Origin of the sequence: Arcobacter siniprincipis (SeqCode), from assembly GCF_048571125.1 — a bacterium.
Classification (GTDB): domain Bacteria; phylum Campylobacterota; class Campylobacteria; order Campylobacterales; family Arcobacteraceae; genus Arcobacter; species Arcobacter siniprincipis.
Window position 1 is genome coordinate 1,215,129 of the sequence record NZ_CP182343.1, and the last position, 19,011, is coordinate 1,234,139.

The 19,011-nt window shown below is 28.0% G+C and carries 19 protein-coding genes; 13 read left to right on the top strand and 6 right to left on the bottom strand.

Annotated features, from left to right (window positions below; genetic code table 11):
- Positions 1-48: 48 nt before the first annotated feature.
- The gene (locus tag ACNI3D_RS06270) at positions 49-798 is read left to right on the top strand and encodes an NUDIX hydrolase (RefSeq protein ID WP_419768650.1); all 750 of its coding nucleotides are present in this window, start codon (positions 49-51) and stop codon (positions 796-798) included.
- 34 nt (positions 799-832) lie between these two features.
- Here ACNI3D_RS06270 and aldA read toward each other — a convergent pair whose 3' ends face one another.
- Complete coding sequence (aldA, locus tag ACNI3D_RS06275) at positions 833-2,281, bottom strand: aldehyde dehydrogenase (protein ID WP_419768651.1); 1,449 nt, start codon at positions 2,279-2,281, stop codon at positions 833-835.
- A 192-nt stretch (positions 2,282-2,473) separates the two neighbouring features.
- Between aldA and argC the strand changes: the two genes are divergently transcribed.
- Together argC and ACNI3D_RS06285 are read left to right on the top strand one after the other, a co-directional pair.
- Positions 2,474-3,424 (top strand): N-acetyl-gamma-glutamyl-phosphate reductase, encoded by a 951-nt coding sequence (argC, locus tag ACNI3D_RS06280; protein ID WP_419768652.1) that lies wholly within the window; start codon positions 2,474-2,476, stop codon positions 3,422-3,424.
- Positions 3,425-4,033 carry a Crp/Fnr family transcriptional regulator gene (locus tag ACNI3D_RS06285; RefSeq protein WP_419768653.1) on the top strand — a complete coding sequence of 203 codons (609 nt, stop codon included), beginning with the start codon at positions 3,425-3,427 and terminating at the stop codon, positions 4,031-4,033.
- Here the strand turns inward: ACNI3D_RS06285 and ACNI3D_RS06290 are convergent.
- The 4 genes from ACNI3D_RS06290 to ACNI3D_RS06305 form a co-directional block, all read right to left on the bottom strand.
- Complete coding sequence (locus tag ACNI3D_RS06290) at positions 4,030-4,740, bottom strand: NYN domain-containing protein (protein WP_419768654.1); 711 nt, start codon at positions 4,738-4,740, stop codon at positions 4,030-4,032. The two genes, ACNI3D_RS06285 and ACNI3D_RS06290, sit on opposite strands and share 4 nt — an antisense overlap.
- A 38-nt stretch (positions 4,741-4,778) precedes the next feature.
- On the bottom strand, positions 4,779-5,957 hold the full coding sequence (locus ACNI3D_RS06295; protein ID WP_419768655.1) for a N(5)-(carboxyethyl)ornithine synthase: 1,179 nt from the start codon (positions 5,955-5,957) through the stop codon (positions 4,779-4,781).
- A gap of 27 nt (positions 5,958-5,984) precedes the next feature.
- Positions 5,985-6,548 carry a DUF2179 domain-containing protein gene (locus ACNI3D_RS06300; protein WP_013134999.1) on the bottom strand — a complete coding sequence of 188 codons (564 nt, stop codon included), beginning with the start codon at positions 6,546-6,548 and terminating at the stop codon, positions 5,985-5,987.
- Positions 6,549-6,825: 277 nt separating this feature from the next.
- Positions 6,826-7,788: a D-2-hydroxyacid dehydrogenase family protein gene (locus ACNI3D_RS06305; RefSeq protein ID WP_419768656.1), complete on the bottom strand. Its 963-nt coding sequence runs from the start codon at positions 7,786-7,788 to the stop codon at positions 6,826-6,828.
- Positions 7,789-7,912: 124 nt separating this feature from the next.
- On the opposite strand from ACNI3D_RS06305, the gene ACNI3D_RS06310 reads away from it, so the two are divergent.
- Complete coding sequence (locus tag ACNI3D_RS06310) at positions 7,913-8,794, top strand: DMT family transporter (RefSeq protein ID WP_419768657.1); 882 nt, start codon at positions 7,913-7,915, stop codon at positions 8,792-8,794.
- Here ACNI3D_RS06310 and ACNI3D_RS06315 read toward each other — a convergent pair.
- A complete protein-coding gene (locus ACNI3D_RS06315; RefSeq protein WP_419768658.1) occupies positions 8,791-9,660 on the bottom strand; it encodes a LysR family transcriptional regulator in 870 nt (289 codons plus the stop codon). The genes ACNI3D_RS06310 and ACNI3D_RS06315 overlap by 4 nt on opposite strands.
- A gap of 102 nt (positions 9,661-9,762) precedes the next feature.
- On the opposite strand from ACNI3D_RS06315, the gene ACNI3D_RS06320 reads away from it, so the two are divergent.
- The 9 genes from ACNI3D_RS06320 to ACNI3D_RS06360 all read left to right on the top strand — a co-directional run bounded on the left by ACNI3D_RS06320 (position 9,763) and on the right by ACNI3D_RS06360 (position 19,004).
- Positions 9,763-10,791, top strand: coding sequence for a YeiH family protein (locus ACNI3D_RS06320; RefSeq protein WP_419768659.1), 1,029 nt, complete (start codon positions 9,763-9,765; stop codon positions 10,789-10,791).
- A gap of 84 nt (positions 10,792-10,875) precedes the next feature.
- Positions 10,876-12,288, top strand: coding sequence for an aspartate ammonia-lyase (gene aspA, locus ACNI3D_RS06325; protein WP_419768660.1), 1,413 nt, complete (start codon positions 10,876-10,878; stop codon positions 12,286-12,288).
- A complete protein-coding gene (locus ACNI3D_RS06330) occupies positions 12,285-12,776 on the top strand; it encodes an asparaginase domain-containing protein (protein ID WP_419768661.1) in 492 nt (163 codons plus the stop codon). Before aspA ends, ACNI3D_RS06330 begins: the two co-directional genes overlap by 4 nt.
- 63 nt (positions 12,777-12,839) lie before the next feature.
- Entirely contained in the window at positions 12,840-15,449 is a 2,610-nt protein-coding gene (locus ACNI3D_RS06335; protein WP_419768662.1) for a PAS domain-containing sensor histidine kinase, read from the top strand.
- 16 nt (positions 15,450-15,465) lie between these two features.
- Positions 15,466-16,176, top strand: a complete 711-nt coding sequence (locus ACNI3D_RS06340; RefSeq protein WP_419768663.1) for a response regulator transcription factor — start codon at positions 15,466-15,468, stop codon at positions 16,174-16,176.
- 270 nt (positions 16,177-16,446) lie between these two features.
- On the top strand, positions 16,447-16,842 hold the full coding sequence (locus tag ACNI3D_RS06345; protein WP_419768664.1) for a hypothetical protein: 396 nt from the start codon (positions 16,447-16,449) through the stop codon (positions 16,840-16,842).
- Positions 16,812-17,453: a CDP-alcohol phosphatidyltransferase family protein gene (locus tag ACNI3D_RS06350; protein WP_419768665.1), complete on the top strand. Its 642-nt coding sequence runs from the start codon at positions 16,812-16,814 to the stop codon at positions 17,451-17,453. The genes ACNI3D_RS06345 and ACNI3D_RS06350 overlap by 31 nt, the downstream gene beginning before the upstream one ends.
- Positions 17,443-18,378, top strand: a complete 936-nt coding sequence (locus ACNI3D_RS06355) for a phosphatidate cytidylyltransferase (protein WP_419768666.1) — start codon at positions 17,443-17,445, stop codon at positions 18,376-18,378. The genes ACNI3D_RS06350 and ACNI3D_RS06355 overlap by 11 nt, the downstream gene beginning before the upstream one ends.
- A 2-nt stretch (positions 18,379-18,380) precedes the next feature.
- Positions 18,381-19,004, top strand: coding sequence for a lysophospholipid acyltransferase family protein (locus ACNI3D_RS06360; protein ID WP_419768667.1), 624 nt, complete (start codon positions 18,381-18,383; stop codon positions 19,002-19,004).
- Positions 19,005-19,011 lie beyond the last annotated feature (7 nt).

Sequence of the window (19,011 nt, forward strand, 5' to 3'; positions counted from 1 at the left end):
AATATACTTTGTGTTAAAATTCTCTCATTTAAAAAAGAGATAATAATTATGACAGAAAAATTTGACTTTACAATGATAGTTTTAAAAAATGATCAATACGATGGTTGTATAATTGATACTTCAACCATACCTAAAGATATAGAAGATTTTGAGAAAGACTTACTTTTGATTCTTGAAAACTTAGAAAATAAAAAGTTGTTATGGATAAAATTAATGATTGAAGAATCAAGTCTGATTTCCATACTTACAAATCATGGATTTGTTTTTCACAACTGTAATGAGAGGGATATTACTTTAGTAAAAAAGCTTATTCAAAAACCTGTGATTCCAACTGCCACAAATCATACTTTAGGGGTAGGGGCAGTTGTAATTGATAACAACAAATTATTAGTTATCAAAGATAAAATTTATCAAGGTTATAAACTTCCTGGTGGTCATATTGATGATAGTGAAAATATTACTAGTGCTTTGATTCGAGAAGTATATGAAGAGACAGGTATAAATATTAAATTTGATTCCATAATAAGTTTAAGACATATCTCACCTGGTCAGTTTAATGAATCAAATCTTTATCTTGTATGTCGTGCTACGGCTTTATCAAAAGAGATAAATATAATAGACACAGATGAAATATTAGAAGCTAAATGGATGGATGTGGATACTTATTTAAATCTTGAGGATGTTCATCCTTTTAATAAAAAGATAGTACGAATGGCTTTAGAAAATAAAGGCTTTAGAATAGTAAATAGTGAGAATTTGATTCATAGAAAAGATTTAAATTATGAGATATTTTTTTAAAGTATAAGTAAGGAAATTTCCTTACTTATATAATTTATTGTTTATTTAAATCGTATTGTAAATATACAACTTTAGTTTGTAAGAATTCTTCTAAACCATGTTTACCATCAGCTCCACCAATACCAGATTTTTTCCATCCAGCGTGGAAACCTTGCATTGCTTCAAAGTTTTCTCTATTGATATATGTTTCTCCACATTTTATCTCTTTGCAAGCTCTCATAGCTATATCAAGGTTTTGTGTATAGATTGATGAAGTTAATCCAAACTCACTATCATTTGCTAAAGCAATAGCTTCATCAAGTGTATCAAATGTTACGATTGGAAGTACTGGTCCAAAAATCTCTTCTTTGATAATATCCATATCTTGTTTTACATCAATTATTACTGTTGGCTCATAAAAATATCCATCATCTCTATCGCATCTTTTACCACCAGTTGTAATAGAAGCTCCTGCTGCAACTGCTGAATCTACTAATTTTTGAACATGAGTAATAGCATCTTCATTAATAAGTGGTCCCATATCAATTTTTTCTGTTAAAGGATTACCACAAGTTAAAGCAGCCATAGATTTTGTAATTCTTTCACTGAACTCTTTTGCAATACTTTTATGTACATAAACTCTTTCAGCACAATTACAAACTTGTCCATTATTTGTAACTCTAGAATTTTTGATAGCTTCAACTGCAATATCAAGATTAGCATCTGCCATAACAATCGCAGGTGCTTTCCCACCTAATTCTAAAGATACTTTTGTTACATTTTTAGAAGCTGCTTCCATGATTTTAACACCTGTTGGTACACTTCCTGTGAAACTTACAATTCCAACTTTTTCATGACCTGCAAGTGGGTTTCCGACTTCTTTACCAGAACCACTTATAAGATTGAATACTCCCTTTGGAAGTCCAACTTCGTCAACAAGTTTTGCAAACTCAAAGGCATTATTTGGAGTTTCACTACTAGGTTTTATAACTATAGTATTTCCAGTTAAAAGTGCGGGGGCAAGTTTTCTAGCAATCAAGAAAAATGGGAAATTCCATGGTAAAATACCAGCTGCAACTCCTATTGGTAATTTAAATAAAAAAATATTTTCATTTGGTCTATCACTTTGAATAATCTCACCTTCATATCTTCTAGCCCATTCAGCCATATAATCCATATAATCGGCAGTAAAATTAACTTCAACAGTAGCTAAACCTAAAACTTTTCCTTGTTCTTCTGATATAACTCTTGCTAACATGCTTGCATTATCTCTAATCTTTTGTGCAATCTTTTTTAGATAACCTCCTCGCTCAACTGCTGGTAATTTTTCCCATGAACTTTGAGCTTCTTGGGCTGATTCAACAGCTTGGTTAACATCATCTTCTGTTCCTATAGGAATATAAGATATAATTTGTTTATCTGATGGATTAATTACTGGTTCTTTTTCAACATGATTGATAAACTCGCCGTTTATGTACATTTGGTAAACTTTTGCTTCTGACATAATATTCTCCTTTAGATTGTGATAATTGCGTAATCAATATGTTACTCTTTCATAGTTAATAGATAATAAATATGGATTAATTAACATTTATAATTCAGATAATAAGTTTTATTTTAAAGAATATATTAATAAAATGTGAAGATTAAAGAAAATGAAGTTAAAATTCTAATATAAATAAATAAAAGAGATTAAATGAAATATAAAATATTTGTAGATGGACAATTTGGAACAACTGGATTAAAAATCCATGAAATGTTAAAGGATAGAGAAGAACTTGAAATTTTGACGATTTCAGAAGATGATAAAAAAGATATTGATGTTAAGACAAAGCTATTAAATGAAGCTGATTTAGTATTTTTATGTTTGCCTGATGTTGCTTCAAAAGAGTCTGTAAAACTTATAACAAATGAAAATACAAAAGTAATAGATGCAAGTACAGCACACAGAACAAATGAAGATTGGACTTATGGAATTGCTGAATTAACTCCTACACAAAGAGAAAAAATAAAAAATTCCAATAGAGTTTGTGTGCCAGGTTGCCATGCAAGTGGTTTTATTATGGCTATGAAACCATTAATTGAAAATGAAATAGTTTCACCAAAGAATAGAATTGTATGCCACTCAATCACAGGATATAGTGGTGGAGGAAAAGGTTTAATTGATATATATGAAGATCCTAAAAATGAAGGAAAATTTTTAAGTCAAAGACCTTATGCTTTGGGGTTATCTCATAAACATTTACCTGAAATAAAACATGTCTTAGGATTAAAGCATGCTCCATTTTTCACTCCAAGTGTTGGTAATTTTGTGCAAGGTATGCTTGTAATGTCTTATTTAGTAAAAAGTGAACTTTTAAATAAGAAAATTACTAGAAATGAAATAGTAGATTTATATAAAGAGTACTACAAGGGTGAGCAATTTGTAAAAATTATTGAAGATGATTTTGAGTATCTTGATGATGGATTTTTAGATGCAATGAAGTGCAACAATACAAATAGAATAGAAATCTCAGTTTATGAAAGTGAAGATTATATACTTGTAATCTCAAGACTTGATAATCTAGGAAAAGGTGCTTCAGGAGCTGCTGTTCAAAATATGAATATCATGTTAGGACTTGATGAAAAGCTGGGCTTAAATCTATAAATGTCAAATCAAAAGGAAGAGCTTGATTGTTTTAAACAGTTAAGAGAAGTTTGTAAAACATATCAAGATTTTTCCAATGAGTCTTTTGAAGAATTAAAAAATATAAGTTTTTTAAAAGAGGTAAAAAAAGGTGACGTTTTACAAGATGTTTATTCACCTGCTAAATATATCTACTTTATCTGTAAAGGTATTTTACGTACCTATTTTTTAAATTCCGATGGTGCTATTTATATTAAAAATCTATTTTCTGAAAACTATTTTTCTGCTTCAAAGGTTTCCCTTCTTACAGGTGAAGATTCATATCTTTGTATTGATGCTTTGGAAGATTCAATTTTAATATGTATTGATTTTAAAGGGTATAAAAAGCTAATAGAAAAAAACGATGAGTTTAAAAACTTTTATATAAATTATCTAGAAAAAAACTGGGTAATAGTAAAAGAGAAAAATGAGATATCTTTAATACTTGATGATGCAAGTATAAGATATGAAAATTTTATAAAAAATAATCCAAATATAGAAAATAGAATTCCACTTCACCATATAGCAAACCATCTTGGTATTACTCCTACACAGCTTAGTAGAATTAGAAAAAAGAGTAAAAAAGATTAATCAATCACTCTTATAAATATATGTACATTTCTATTTTTATTAAATGGTATTTCATTTAATTCAAGGTAATCCAATGATTTCATTAGTTTTCCATATTTATCAAAACCATAAGTTCTTGGGTCAAAAGAGGGGTAGTTTTTATTTATATGTTTTACTACTGCTGATAAATTTGCCCAGTCATCATCATCTGATACGGCCATTACAGCTTTTGTGATTATATCTTTTAATCTGTTTTGTTCATTATTTGTTTGGGTTATCTCTTTTATTTCTCGCAAGTTCTCTGTATAAACAAACTTATCACAAGCTGAGATAAATGCTTCTGGTGTTTTTTGTTCTCCAAAACCATAGACTTTTAGACCTGATTCTCTAATTCTTGTAGCCAATCTTGTAAAGTCGCTATCAGAAGAGATTATACAAAAACCATCAAGTCGATTTTCATGTAATATATCCATAGCATCAATTATAAGAGAAGAATCAGTGGCATTTTTCCCATTTGTATAACTAAATTGTTGAATAGGTTGTATTGCATGTGTATGCAAATGCTCTTTCCAACCTTTTAGTTGAGAAGTTGTCCAGTCCCCATAAGCTCTTTTTATATTTGTAATCCCAAATTTTGCTATCTCTTCTAATAATTCAGAGATAACAGATGCTTGTGCATTATCTGCATCAATCAAGACTGCTAATTTGTCTGTACTCATTTCATCCATTTTATTAAATCCTTTATATTAAATATTATACCTAATTACTAAGCAATTTTATTTAATACGGTTTTTTCTTCACTTGTAAAACATTTATGAGGATATTCTACTTGTCGATTTTGAAAAGAAAGAATAGATTTATTTAAAATAACTCCAGAATCAATATTTATAGCTTGTTTAATAGTATCATTTTTATACCAAGCTTCTCTTCCTGCTAATACAGTTGGTAAATATACAATTAAAGCTGCTGAAATAGAGCGTGTCGCACTCTCCCAAAGATAACTTGGAGTATGATCAACTGCATAATAATCTACACATTTATGTTTAAATATCGGGTTTTTAAATGTAGTTGGTTTTGCAAAATAGAATCCCATTCCTTCATCACAACTAACATCTATGATTAAACTATCAGCTTTTAAGCATGAACTCTCTTCTTTAATAATAAAATCAGTAGGATTTGCTGTATCTTGAAACACACCATTTACGATAATATCAGCTTCACTAATTAAGTCTGAAAGTGGACGAATAGAACCATCATGTTCTACTACAACCATCCGTGCTTCATTTTCATCACCTTCTTGAATTCTTACATAATGGCAGTCAAGTACTTCTTCTCTTACTTCATTATCTGGTCGTTGTACGCAAATAGTAATATCTCTAAAACCATGGGCTTTTAGAGCATAAATAGCACCACGGCTAACTGCACCAAAACCAAATATAACTATTTTACGCTGATTTCCATAGTGACCATCTATGCCTTTTAATTGTAAAGCATGAATAACTGCACAATATCCTGCCATCTCATTATTTTTATAAAAGGTGTGTCGACCAACTTGTCCTTCTTTTGACCAAATAAACATATCTTCAAAGGCAATAAGTGTTTGTTTGCGTTCTATTGCTATTTGGGTTATCTCTTCTTGTTGTACACAATGCACATATCCCCAAAGTGTTCCACCAACTTTTAGCTCTTTTAAATCAGCTAATACAGGTTTATTGATAATTACTGTACCAATATTTGCTAATAAATTATGTCTTGTATCAATACCACCACTTAATGATGCAATTTCTTCATCTGAAATACCAAAGGGAGCTCCATAACCCTCTTCAAATATTAGTTGTTCTCGTAATTCTTTTGGGATACGCGATAAATGTTTTGGATGTATTGGAAGCCTTCTTTCATCTATTTTTTTTGAAGTTCCAATAACTCCTACTTTTAACTTATGCATGTTTTGATTTCCTTTTAATTTGATTTATTATTTAGTCTTTCTCATATTCCAAAAACTTCTTTTACTTATAAAGTCTGGACCATCATATACACTTTTTAAATCAGATACAGTATATACAGCTTTATTATCAAGTTTATTTATTAATTGAATAAGTTCAGGGATATTTCTTCTTTTTTCAACGATAAATAAAACTTCCACAGGTTTGTCTTCCCCCATATCTCCATCAACTGAAACAACTTTAAAACCCTCTTCTCGTATCTTGTCTGCTAAAATATCACGATTGAAAGAGATACAACGAATAAGTTCTTTACCAATAGCAAATCGATTTTCAATCCACATCCCCACATAAATACCACTAGCAAAACCAGCAGAATAAGCAAAAGCCAAATGCCATTGGTCAAGATGTTTAAAAACTTGACCAGCTGCTATTAACCAAATGATGATTTCAAAAAAACCAATTGCTGATGCTAATAATTTATAGCCACGAAATATAACAATAGTACGAAATGTTCCTAAAGAAACATCAGCAACCCTTGACAGAAATATAAGTAGTGCTAAGACATAAGGATATTGCGCTATAAATTCAGACATTTTTGTCTCTTGTTTTGTTCATTTATTGATTTCCTTTAAGAAATTCTATAGGTATAACTTTATGAACGATGTATCAGTTTCGAAGATATGTCTATTTTTGTTTTGCTCTGTTTTAGATGTTTAAGAGTTTTAATTTTATACAAGTAACGGGGTATCAAGCCTAAGAAGCGACTTTCAAATTAGTGTAATACACGATTATTATTTGAGTCTATCTGAATAAAATCTTTATTGCAAGCTCCTTAAGATTTTAAGGGGCTTATTGATTAATGCTAGATAATTATTTAGCTAAGTTTTGTGCTTCACCTTTTGCAAAGGCAACAATATTTTCAAAAGCTATTTTAAAATAGAGTTCATAGCTATTTTTTTCAACATATCCAAGATGTGGAGAACAAAGTACATTTTCTAAACTTAATAAGGGTTCATTCTCTTTTGTAACTGGTTCATTTTCAAAAACATCTATTGCTGCTCTTTTAGAAGGATTCTTTGAGAACTCTTCATATAAAGCACCACTTTGTACTAATTGGGCTCGACTAGTATTTACAAATAAAGAGTCAGGTTTCATAAGTTCTAAATCGGCTTTTGTAACACACTCTTTTGTAGCTTCATTTAATCGTAAGTGCAAAGTAATTATGTCTGATTCCTTAAAAAACTTCTCTTTTGAAGAAGTTGCCTCAAAGCCATGCTCTTTTGCTAAAAGCTGTGACGGTTCTCTTCCTAAAACCAAAATATTCATACCAAAGGCATTTGCATATTTGGCAATTTTTTGACCAATTTTCCCATATCCCCAAATACCAAGAGTAAGACCATTTAACGTTCTTCCTAATCCCAAATTACCAGATTGTTGCCAAATATTTTGTGATAGATTAGAAACATATTCAGGAATATTTCTAGAAGCTGCCATAATCAAACTCCAGCATAATTCAGATGGAGCAATAGGTGAACCAATACCTTCTGCAACTTCCACATTATATTTTTTGCATAAGTCAAGATTGATATGGTTGCTTATTTTTCCAGTTTGACTAATAAGTTTTAGTTTTGGAAGTTTTGATAAAAGTTCTTCTGTTATAATAGTTCTTTCTCTAATAAGAACTAAAGCATCAAAATCAGCTAACTTGGAAGCTAATTCATCGCTATTTGTATAGGTATCATTAAATATTTTCACTTCATAATTAGCTAAAATCTTAAAACAATCAAGATTTTTCACTACATCTTGATAGTCATCTAATATTGCTATTTTCATTAAATTTCCTTTTATTCCTTTTGTTCATTGTATTTTAACTAATTCAAATAAAAATCAACATATGTAAAGGACAAAGCATTTTTTTTTGATTATTATTCTAAAATACATTTATAAAAGGATTATTTTGACAAATCAGATTAAAGCACATATTTTACTTTTGATTGCTACTTTTTTAGTAGCAGGTTCATTTATCGCTTCCCAAAAGCTTTCTGGGGTGATTGATCCCATATCTCTTACCCTTTGTCGTTTTGTTTTTGCTTCGATTATCTTAGCTCCACTTATTTTAATAAATAAAAAATATCGAAGTAAAGTATTATCAACACTTCCAAGGGGTATGATTATTGGATTTTTTTATTCTCTGTATTTTATAGGATTATTCAAAGCTTTAGAGAGTACAACAGCTTTAAATACAGGAACACTTTTTACTTTGGTACCATTGATTACTGCTGTATTTGCAATCTTTCTACTTAAACAAAAATTTGGTCTAATGCAGTTTATAACTTATTTAGTAGGTATTATTGGAACTTGTATTGTCATATTTAAAGGAAACTTAGAACTATTTTTAAAGTTTGAATTAAATGAGGGCGATATTATATTTTTATTTGCAATCATATCTATGTCTTTGTATTCTATATCTACAAAGTTTGTGCATAAAAAAGGTGATGAACTTATTGTATTGGTTTTTACAACTTTATTAAGTGGAATTATCTGGATGTCAATAGCTTTATTGCTTATGGATATACCTTTACAATGGGGAAAAATATCTGGAGACTTAGTTTATTATATGCTTTATTTGATTATTGGGGCAACTATACTTACTGTTTATTTATATCAGCAAGCATCGATAAATCTTGGTCCCAAAAAAGTCATGGCATATGTTTATATAAATCCAGCTTGTATTGCTTTATTGATGTTTATAATCCATGGAGAACTAATTGGAATAAAAGTATTAATTGGTATTTTAATATCTTCTCTAGCCACAATTATACTTTTATCAAAGGATTAGTTTAATTTATCTTTTAAGTACTCTATGAAAGTTTGAAAGAGAAGGTTTTTTTGTTTATCCTTGTGGTAAATTAAATAAAACTCCCTTTTAAACTCAAAGTTTTTTAGTTTTATTTCAAAGAGTTGTTTACTTTTAAGTTCCTTTTCAACAGCAACTTTTGAGATGGCAGTTATACAATCATTATTGTCAATTAGTATTTTTTTAATCTCTTCAAAACCATGCAATTCCATAAAGATATTTAGACTATTTGCATGTTTTCCTAACTTGTTTATAAATACTTCTCTAGTTCCAGACCCAACTTCCCTTAGTATCCATTTTTTCTCTATTGTATCTATGTAACTCTCTTTTGGGTAGTTCTTGTCACTAGTTACAATAATAAGTTCATCTTCATATAACTTTTCTCTTAATATATTTATATGTGTATAATCTGTCTCTATTAGACCTATATCTAATTTGGAATCTAATATTTTTTCTAATATTTTTGTTGAATTTATAGTTTCAATATCAAACTTTACATCACTATATAGTGATAAAAAATCATAATAAATATCAGGCATGATATAGTTAGATATAGTTTTACTAGCTGCTATTTTCATATGTCCTGCTAGTTTATCTTTTTGAAAAATAGTTTGGGCATCTTTTATTGCTAAATAGTGAGGGTAGGTTGTATCTTTAAAAAATCTTCCCCTTTCATTTAGTACTAACTTTTTCCCAACTCTATCAAATAGTTGTTCATTTAGCTTCTTTTCTAAAGACTTTATTGCTATTGAGATAGCTGATTGACTTATATTTAACTCTTGTGCTACTTGTGTTACTTGTGGATTTTCACTTAGTTTATAGAAAAAATTTAGCTCTTTAAGGGTCATAACCTATCCTTATATAAAATATTTATTATTATATTAAAAATAATATATTTTACTTATTAAAATGAGACTGTTATACTTCAAAAAAATAAATAAGGAACTAAGATGTCTTTTAGTAAACATAATAGAAAAGGAACAATAAATGGAATTATTTTTGTTGCCTTATTCTCTTTATTGGCGATATATATTTCAAATCTAGCAATATTTAAAAATATAGGAATAAGCCCATTAATTATAGGTATTGTAATAGGGATGATATATGCCAATACTATAAAAAGTAAATTCCCTCAAACTTGGAATACTGGTATAAAATTCTCAACAAAAACAATTTTAAGATTGGGTATTGTTCTTTATGGTTTTAGATTGACTTTACAAAACTTACAAGATGTAGGTTTACAAGGATTTACAGTAGCAATTTTAGTTGTAAGTTTTACTTTTATAATAGGATATTTTATAGGGGTAAAAATATTAAAGATGGATAAAGAATTAACTATCTTAATTAGTGCAGGAAGTTCTATTTGTGGAGCAGCTGCAGTTTTAGCCACTGAGTCAGTATTAAAATCACAGGCATACAAAAGTGCAATTGCAGTTTCAACTGTAGTTATCTTTGGAACTATAGCTATGTTTTTATACCCTTTTATGTATAAAGCAGGACTTGTACCTTTTGATGCAACTAATATGGGAGTATATATTGGTGGAACACTTCACGAAGTAGCACATGTAGTAGGTGCTGGTAATGCCATAAGTAGCACAGTGGCAGAAAATGCAGTTATTGTTAAGATGATAAGAGTTATGTTATTAGCTCCATTTTTGATAATCTTATCTATATTTATAATTAAAACTGGAATATCAAAAAGTGAAGAGAAAAAGAAAATCACTATTCCTTGGTTTGCAGTTATGTTTATCTTTGTAGTTATATTTAATTCTTTTGATTTTATATCTGCAAAAGGTGTAAATCTTATTAATATTTTTGATACTTTTGCTTTAACTATGGCAATGACTGCTTTAGGTATGGAAACTAGTTTTGATAAGTTTAAAGGTGTGGGATTTAGACCTATTATTTTAGCTTCTATCTTATTTATTTGGTTAGTTTTAGGAGGTTTTTATATAGTTAAGTTTACCATTGCATTATGAATTTATACTAATTAATTAAAAGCACACTTTTTACAAACTTAATTAGTATAATATTTGTTAATTTAAATTATAAAAAGAGGGGCTATGCAAACTTTACACAGAATAGAAAAAGATTTTTTAGGCGAAAAAGAGATTCCTTTAGATAAGTATTATGGGATACAAACATTAAGAGCAAAAGAGAATTTTTATATTACGAAAACAGATATATCATTATTTCCAAATTTTATAAAATCACTTGCAAGAGTAAAAAAAGCTTGTGCATTAACAAACTTTGAGTTAGGGGACTTATCGGATGCTCAAAGAGATGCAATAGTTCAAGCTTGTAATGAGATTATTGATGGGAAATTTCATGATCAGTTTATAGTAGATCCAATCCAAGGGGGAGCTGGAACTTCTACAAATATGAATGCAAATGAAGTAATTGCAAATAGAGCTTTAGAAATTATGGGAAAACCAAAAAGTGCATATGAATTTATTCATCCAAATAATCATATAAATATGAGTCAATCTACAAATGATGTATATCCAACAGCAATAAAACTTACACTTCATGAACTAATTTATAAACTAAAAGATTCGTTGAGATTTTTAAGAGATTGTTTTGAAGAAAAATCAATTGAATTTAAAGATGTACTTAAAATGGGAAGAACTCAGCTTCAAGATGCGGTTCCTATGACACTAGGACAAGAGTTTAAAACTTATGCAGTTATGATTGATGAAGATATTTATAGACTAAGAGATGCCCAAACACTTTTAAAAGAGGTAAATCTAGGAGCAACAGCTATTGGTACTGGTATAAACTCAAAAGCTACATATCAAAGAAAAGTAATAAGTAATCTAAGAGAAGTAACAGGAGTTGATTATGTTGCAGCTGGAGATTTAATTGAAGCTACTCAAGATACAGGTGCTTTTGTTCATATCTCAGGAATACTAAAAAGAGTTGCAATTAAAGTTTCTAAAATATGTAATGACCTTAGACTTTTAAGTTCAGGGCCAAGAGCAGGATTCAATGAAATAAATCTTCCTCCAATGCAACCTGGAAGTTCAATCATGCCTGGAAAAGTAAATCCAGTTATCCCTGAAGTTGTAAATCAAGTTGCCTTTGAAGTAATAGGTGCAGATACTACTATCTCTATTGCTTGTGAAGGTGGACAATTACAGCTTAATGTATTTGAACCAATTATTGCATATAAACTATTCACTTCTATTAATATGATGAGAAGAGCATTTTATACTTTAGGTGAAAAATGTGTTAAAGGTATTACAGCAAATGAAGATGTTTGTATGAATAATATCTTAAACTCTGTTACTTTAGTAACTTGTTTAAATCCAATCTTAGGATATGAAAAAAGTTCAGCAATTGCAAAAGAAGCTTTAGCAACAAATAAAAGAGTATATGACCTTATTTTAGAGCAAGAATTATTTACAAAAGAAGAATTAGATGAGTTATTAAAACCTGAAAATATGGTAAATAACTTAATAAAGGAAGTTCAATGAAAATCACTGTTTTAAATACTGGTGGAACTTTTAATAAAAGATATAACCCTATCAAAGGTGAACTTGAAGTTCCTCCTGATAATGTAGCATTGGACAAGATAATTAAATCTTGTCACAATGTAACTTTTGATATTAAAAATATAGTCTCTAAAGATAGTTTGTATTTTACAGATGAAGATAGAGAGACTATTCTAGAAGAAGTTCAAAATAGTACAAGTGATAAAATTATAATCATACATGGAACTGATACTGTTGATTTAACTTCAAAATTCTTTGATGGAAAGATTGAAGGAAAAGTAATAGTTTTCACAGGTGCTATGGTTCCTATGAGTATTGATGAGGTTGAAGCTACTATGAATTTTTCACAAGCTTTAGGATTCTTAAATGCTGAGGTAAAATCTGGTATTTATATCTCTATGCATGGGGTTGTAGTTGAGTACAGTAGACTAAAAAAAGATAGATCTGTAGGACAATTTTTAATTAATTAGCTATATTTAATAAAGTTTCATTATAATTGTATCACTTGAAACAATTATGAAACAGGTAGATAAATGCTTATTAAAAATAAAAAGAAATACACTTTAACAGATATAGAGCGATTATATTCGCAAATACCACTTATATTTATAATTGTAATCGCTTTATTATCTTTTCTTATTACTTTTTTTATTTTGGATTCTAAACAAAGTAGAGAAATAGACCTTTTAAAACAGAAATACTCTTTAAACTACGAATTTACTAAAAAAGAAGAGATAACTACATTTACATCTTATATAGATAAAAAACTAAAAAACAGCTTTTCCCAAGAAGAAATACACCTTAAAAATATCACTTATAAAGTAGTTGGATTTATACAAGCAAATAAATTAAAAGATAAAAAAAACTTAGATAGCTATATAAAAAATATAGAAAATACAAACGACTTAAATATTGTAATTTTTACAAAAGATGACTTAAAAATTTTATATGGTGAAAGTTCTATTTTATATTTGCAAAATCTTATTTATAGTTATAAAGATAAAAAATATAAAGAGTTTATTTTAAAATATATATATTCACAAGGCAATGATAATCTTCAATATTGGAAAGATGATGTTGCAAGAACAGTAAGGTTGAGTTTTTTTGATAAAGTAACTATTAATAAGAAAGAGTATTTTATAGGTTCATTTTCTACAATTAATTCAATCAAAGAGATTACTAAAACTGCTATCATAAATGCAATTAATACAAAAAAATTTCCAATATGGTTTTATGATATTATTTCTCAAAAGACTTATAATTTTAATGGGAATAAAAAGTATGAAGACTCAAGTGAATTATTTAAAAATAAGAAATATAATAAATCATACAAAATTATAAAACATTATTTGAACAATTTTGATTATAGTGATGAGTTTAAAAACTTTAGTTATTTTTATGATAAATTTGACTTTTTAGTCTCTAGCTTTTATGATAAAAGTATTATTGAAAACCAACTAAAAGATACAATTTATAAAATCAAAAAAGATTATAGAACCTTGTTATTTAGAATCTTTATTTATATTTTAATAGGTGCTGGATTTCTTATTTTACTTACTTATCTTTTTACAAGTTTTATTAAAAATATCATTACAGAATACAATGATGAACTTGAAGATAGAAGAGTATCTCTAATACATTGGAAAAAAAGATTTGAGTTGGCAATTATTGCCTCAAATGATGGTTTGTGGGATATAGATTTTAAGACTAAAAAAATATATTTTTCAGATAAATGGTTAGATATGTTTGGATATAAAAAGGATGAACTAATTACATTTTCTGATTGGTTTGAGTTGATTCACAATGAAGATAAAGTAAATGTAGAAAAACTATTTGATAAAATATTTGCAAAAGCAGATGATACATTTGTTTGTGAATATAGATTAAAAACAAAAAGTGAAGGCTTTAAATGGGTACTTGCAAGGGGTAAATCTTTTGTTGATGAAAATAATGAATTAGATAGAATGCTTATGATGTCTATGGATATAGACAAAAATAAAAGAATGAAAAAAGAGTTATTGGATATTGAACTTTTAGTTGAAGATGGAAAAATCGTAATCTTTAAACTTGTCAATAATGAAAATCTATCTGTTCAATATATCTCAAATAGTATTCAAACTTTTGGCTTTAGTAAAAATATGTTTGAAAAAGAGAATATGAGATTTATGAATCTTATTCATAAAGAAGATGTGGCAAGTGTACAAGTTGCTATTAATGCAGCAGTAAAAAAAGATCTGCCAAACTTCACTTTTACTTGTAGAATGATAAATGCTGCAAATGAAGTAAGATGGATATCAAGTAGGGTAATTCTTATTAAAAACCACTCAGGACAAGTAAGTCACTTCTATGGGTATTTAAACGACATCACAAAAATAAAGCTAAGTGAAGAGGAACTTAAATTAAAAGTTGAAGATGAACTTGCTAAAAATAGAGAAAAAGATAGAATCCTAATTCAACAAAACAAATTAGCAGCCATGGGAGAGATGCTTGGAAATATCGCTCACCAATGGAGACAACCACTTAATAATGTCTCTTTGATACTTCAATTTTTAAGGGATAATTATAAAAATAAAGATGTAAGTGATGAAAAACTTGATAAGTTTATGAATAAAGCAAATCAACATATAGAGTATATGAGTGAGACAATTGATGATTTTAGAAACTTCTATAAACCTTCAAAATCAAAAAATGAGTTTTATGTAAATGAGTGTATTAATACTTTGCTTTACATGGTAAAAAATCAATATGAAATTCAAAATATAAAAATAAATTTTGAGTATGAAGAAGTAAAAATAACAAACTATGAAAATGAACTAAAACAAGCTTTATTAAATATCTTAAATAATGCAAAAGATGCTTTATTGATGAAAAAAGAGAAAGAAAGCTTTGAGGCACATATTAATATATCTTTGAAAAAAGATAATGAAAAAATGAATTTAGAAATAACTAATAATGGTGGAAATATAGATGAAGAGATTTTATACAAAATCTTCGAACCATATTTTACAACAAAGTTTGAGATGCAAGGTACTGGAATAGGTCTTTACATGACAAAATCAATTATAGAAACTAATATGAAAGGAAAAATTGAAGTAGAAAATATAAGTGAGGGTGTGAAGTTTATTATCACACTAAATATTTAACTTCATAGGATAACAAATGAGCGAATATATTACAAGAGTATTATTAGTTGAAGATGAAGAGGACGCAAGGGAGATATTAAGTTTCTATCTTGATACAGTTTTTGATGAAGTAAAAATTGCCTGTGATGGAGAAGAAGGATTTGACTTGTATGAAAAAGCATACAATGAAAATAAAACTTTTGACTTAGTTCTAACAGATATCCAAATGCCAAATGTAGATGGACTAACTATGATTGAAAATATCACAAGAGTAAATGAAAATCAAAAGTTCATAATAGTCTCAGCATACAAAGATGAAGAGTATCTTTTCAAATCAATAAACCTAAATGTCATTTCATATTTTGTAAAACCTTTGGAAGTAAAGAATATGATGGTGATGTTAAAGAAAGTAAAATCAAAAGTCCTAGAAGATAAATCAAATATAGTAGTTGAGGATGAATTAGTAGTTTTAAATAGTACATATAAATATAACAGAAAAACTAAACAACTTTATAAAAATGATGAGTTGGTTGATTTGACAAAAAAAGAGAAACTTCTAATCGAAGCTCTTGCAAAAAATATAAAAGTGATAAAAACAAAAGAGTACTTAAAAGAGTTTATTTGGAATGATATCAATACTTCTGATGCTACTATGCGTACGGTTATAAAAAGGGTTAAAGATAAGATTGCTGATGATGATTTTATTGTTTCTAAGAAGGGGTTGGGGTATTTGATTGAGAGGGGGTGATTAGAAATTGCCATGCACTCCTGATATATTTATCATGTTGATATGCCATTAAGGATATATGTCAATAATCTAATATTAAAATTATATAAAAAGATTGTAAATATTACAAAAAATATTGTAATATGAAATATTTTTATTTAAAAGAGCTTATTTTAGGTATTTATTTATATTTAATTGGTTAACATCTTAAGTGTAAAACTATTAGGTAGTTTTAGATGTATTTAATGCATAATGTATTACTAATAAGTAGTTATACATTAAAGGATAAATTTGAAAAATAAATTCAACCAAATATCATCCTTCTTAGCATTTATAATATGGGGGAGTTGGGCTTATTTTATTAATATGGATAGTGATAATGCACTTATATCTGCTTTAATTCAAGGCCTTTATAGTGCTTTGATGTCTCTATCAATAATATGTTTTGTTGATTATTTTTATACTCTATTGCCAAAGAAAAGTATATATTTTATTTTACCTTCAATTTTAACTATTATGATAACTACAGTTCTAATTATTATTATTCATTTTGTAATTAATACATATGATATATTAAATACAATTACCCCTCCAATTATTATTGCATTTTTATTTTCATTATATACAACACTAAAAATTAAAAAAGGAACAATACAATGTCTGATAACCAATCAAGAAGACCTTTAAAGATTAGAGGTAATATTTGGTCAAAAAGTATTGCAAGTTATTTAAGTAAGCAATCAATTACACCAAATCAAATATCAATATTTAGCATATTTTTTGCAATCTTATCCTCAATATGTATTGTACTTATCTTTAGTAATATATGGCTATATTCGATTTTAGCTGCACTATTTATTCAGATGAGACTTTTATGTAACTTATTTGATGGGATGGTTGCTCTTGAAGGTGGTAAAAGTACAAAATCAGGAGAGTTATATAATGATATCCCAGATAGAGTATCTGATAGTATTTTATTTATTGCTTTAGGGTATTTTACTTCATATATAGAAATAGGATACTTGGCTGCACTTTTTGCAATGATGACAGCTTATATAAGAGTTTTAGGTAGTAGTATGGGTGCTGGTGCAATTTTTAAAGGTCCAATGGCAAAACAACATAGAATGGCTTTATTAACTATTGCTCTTATTTTAACACCACTTGAATCTATTTTTATGGGGCAAAATTATATTATATTATCTATTTCATTGTTTATTATTACAATTGGATCATTTTTTACAGTTCTAAATAGAACATACACTATATATAAAATATTAGAGGATGGAAATGATGTTTAATATACCTCAAAACTCATTTAATGCTATGCTAATTATTGTAATAATACTTATTCTTTCAACGATCATTTATATGTTTAAACGTAATAAAGAAAAAGGAAAAGATTTCACAGAGTTAAAGTTACGTATACAATCATGGTGGTGGATGATAGGTATTGTTTTTATATCTTTAAGTATTAGTCAGAAAACAGCAATTTTCTTTTTTGCATTCTTATCGTTTTTAGCCTTAAAAGAGTTTGTATCAATTGTACCTATTAGACATGTTGACCGTAGAGCAATTTTTTGGGTATATCTTTCTATACCGTTGCAATACTATTGGGTAAGCATTGGATGGTATGGAATGTTTATAATATTTATACCTGTATATTTATTTTTATTTATACCAATTAGGCTTATACTTATTGGAGAAACAGATGGATTTATTAAATCATCTAGCACTATACATTGGTCTGCTATGTTAACTGTGTTTAGTATAAGTCATATAGCCTATCTATTGGTATTACCTATACAAAATAATTTTGCCGGAGCAATTGGAACAGTATTGTTTTTACTTTTTATGACACAACTAAATGATGTATCACAATATGTGTTTGGTAAATTATTTGGAAAACATAAAATTATTCCAAAAATAAGTCCAAATAAAACATGGGAAGGTTTTATAGGAGGATTTGTTACGATTACTATCGTATCAGGATTTATTGCACCATTATTAACTCCGCTTAATATGATTTATGGTTTTATTGCAGGTGTGATTATTTCAATTGGTGGATTTTTCGGTGATCTAATTATTTCAAGTGTAAAAAGAGATATAAAAATAAAAGATACTGGAACATTAATACCGGGTCATGGTGGAATCTTAGATAGATTAGATAGTTTACTTTATACAGCACCGCTATTCTTTCACTTTTTATACTATGTACGGTATTAACTATGAAAAGATTAATTAAAATACTATTTTTTGCTTTTATAATAAAACCAATAGTATTTATTATCTTAGGATTAAATATTAAAGATAGAAAAAAGCTTCCTGTCAAAGGTGCAACAGTTATTGCCCCAAACCATAATAGTCATTTAGATACAATGGTTGTAATGAGTTTATATCCATTATCAATAATTCATAAAATTAGACCCGTTGCTGCAGCTGACTATTTTATGAAAAATAAAATTATAGCTTGGATCTCAACATACTGTATAGGTATTATACCATTAGATAGAAGTGGTTCTTCTTCTCAAGAAGAGTTATTTAAACCTTGTCATGAAGCTTTAGATAAAAAGGACATTCTTATCTTATTTCCAGAAGGAAGCCGAGGGAAACCAGAACAAATGACTAGATTAAAAAAAGGACTTTTTTATCTATTAAAGGATAGTAAAGATACTTCTGTAACTCCTCTATATATGAAAGGGCTAGGTAATTCATTACCTAAAGGTGAAGCTTTGTTTGTACCATTTACATGTGATGTGATTGTTGGTGATCCAATAACAATTTTAGAAAGCTCAAAGCAATTAAATAATGAATTGAATGAATTTTTTAATCAAAGCAGTGATAGTGTATAACAAGATA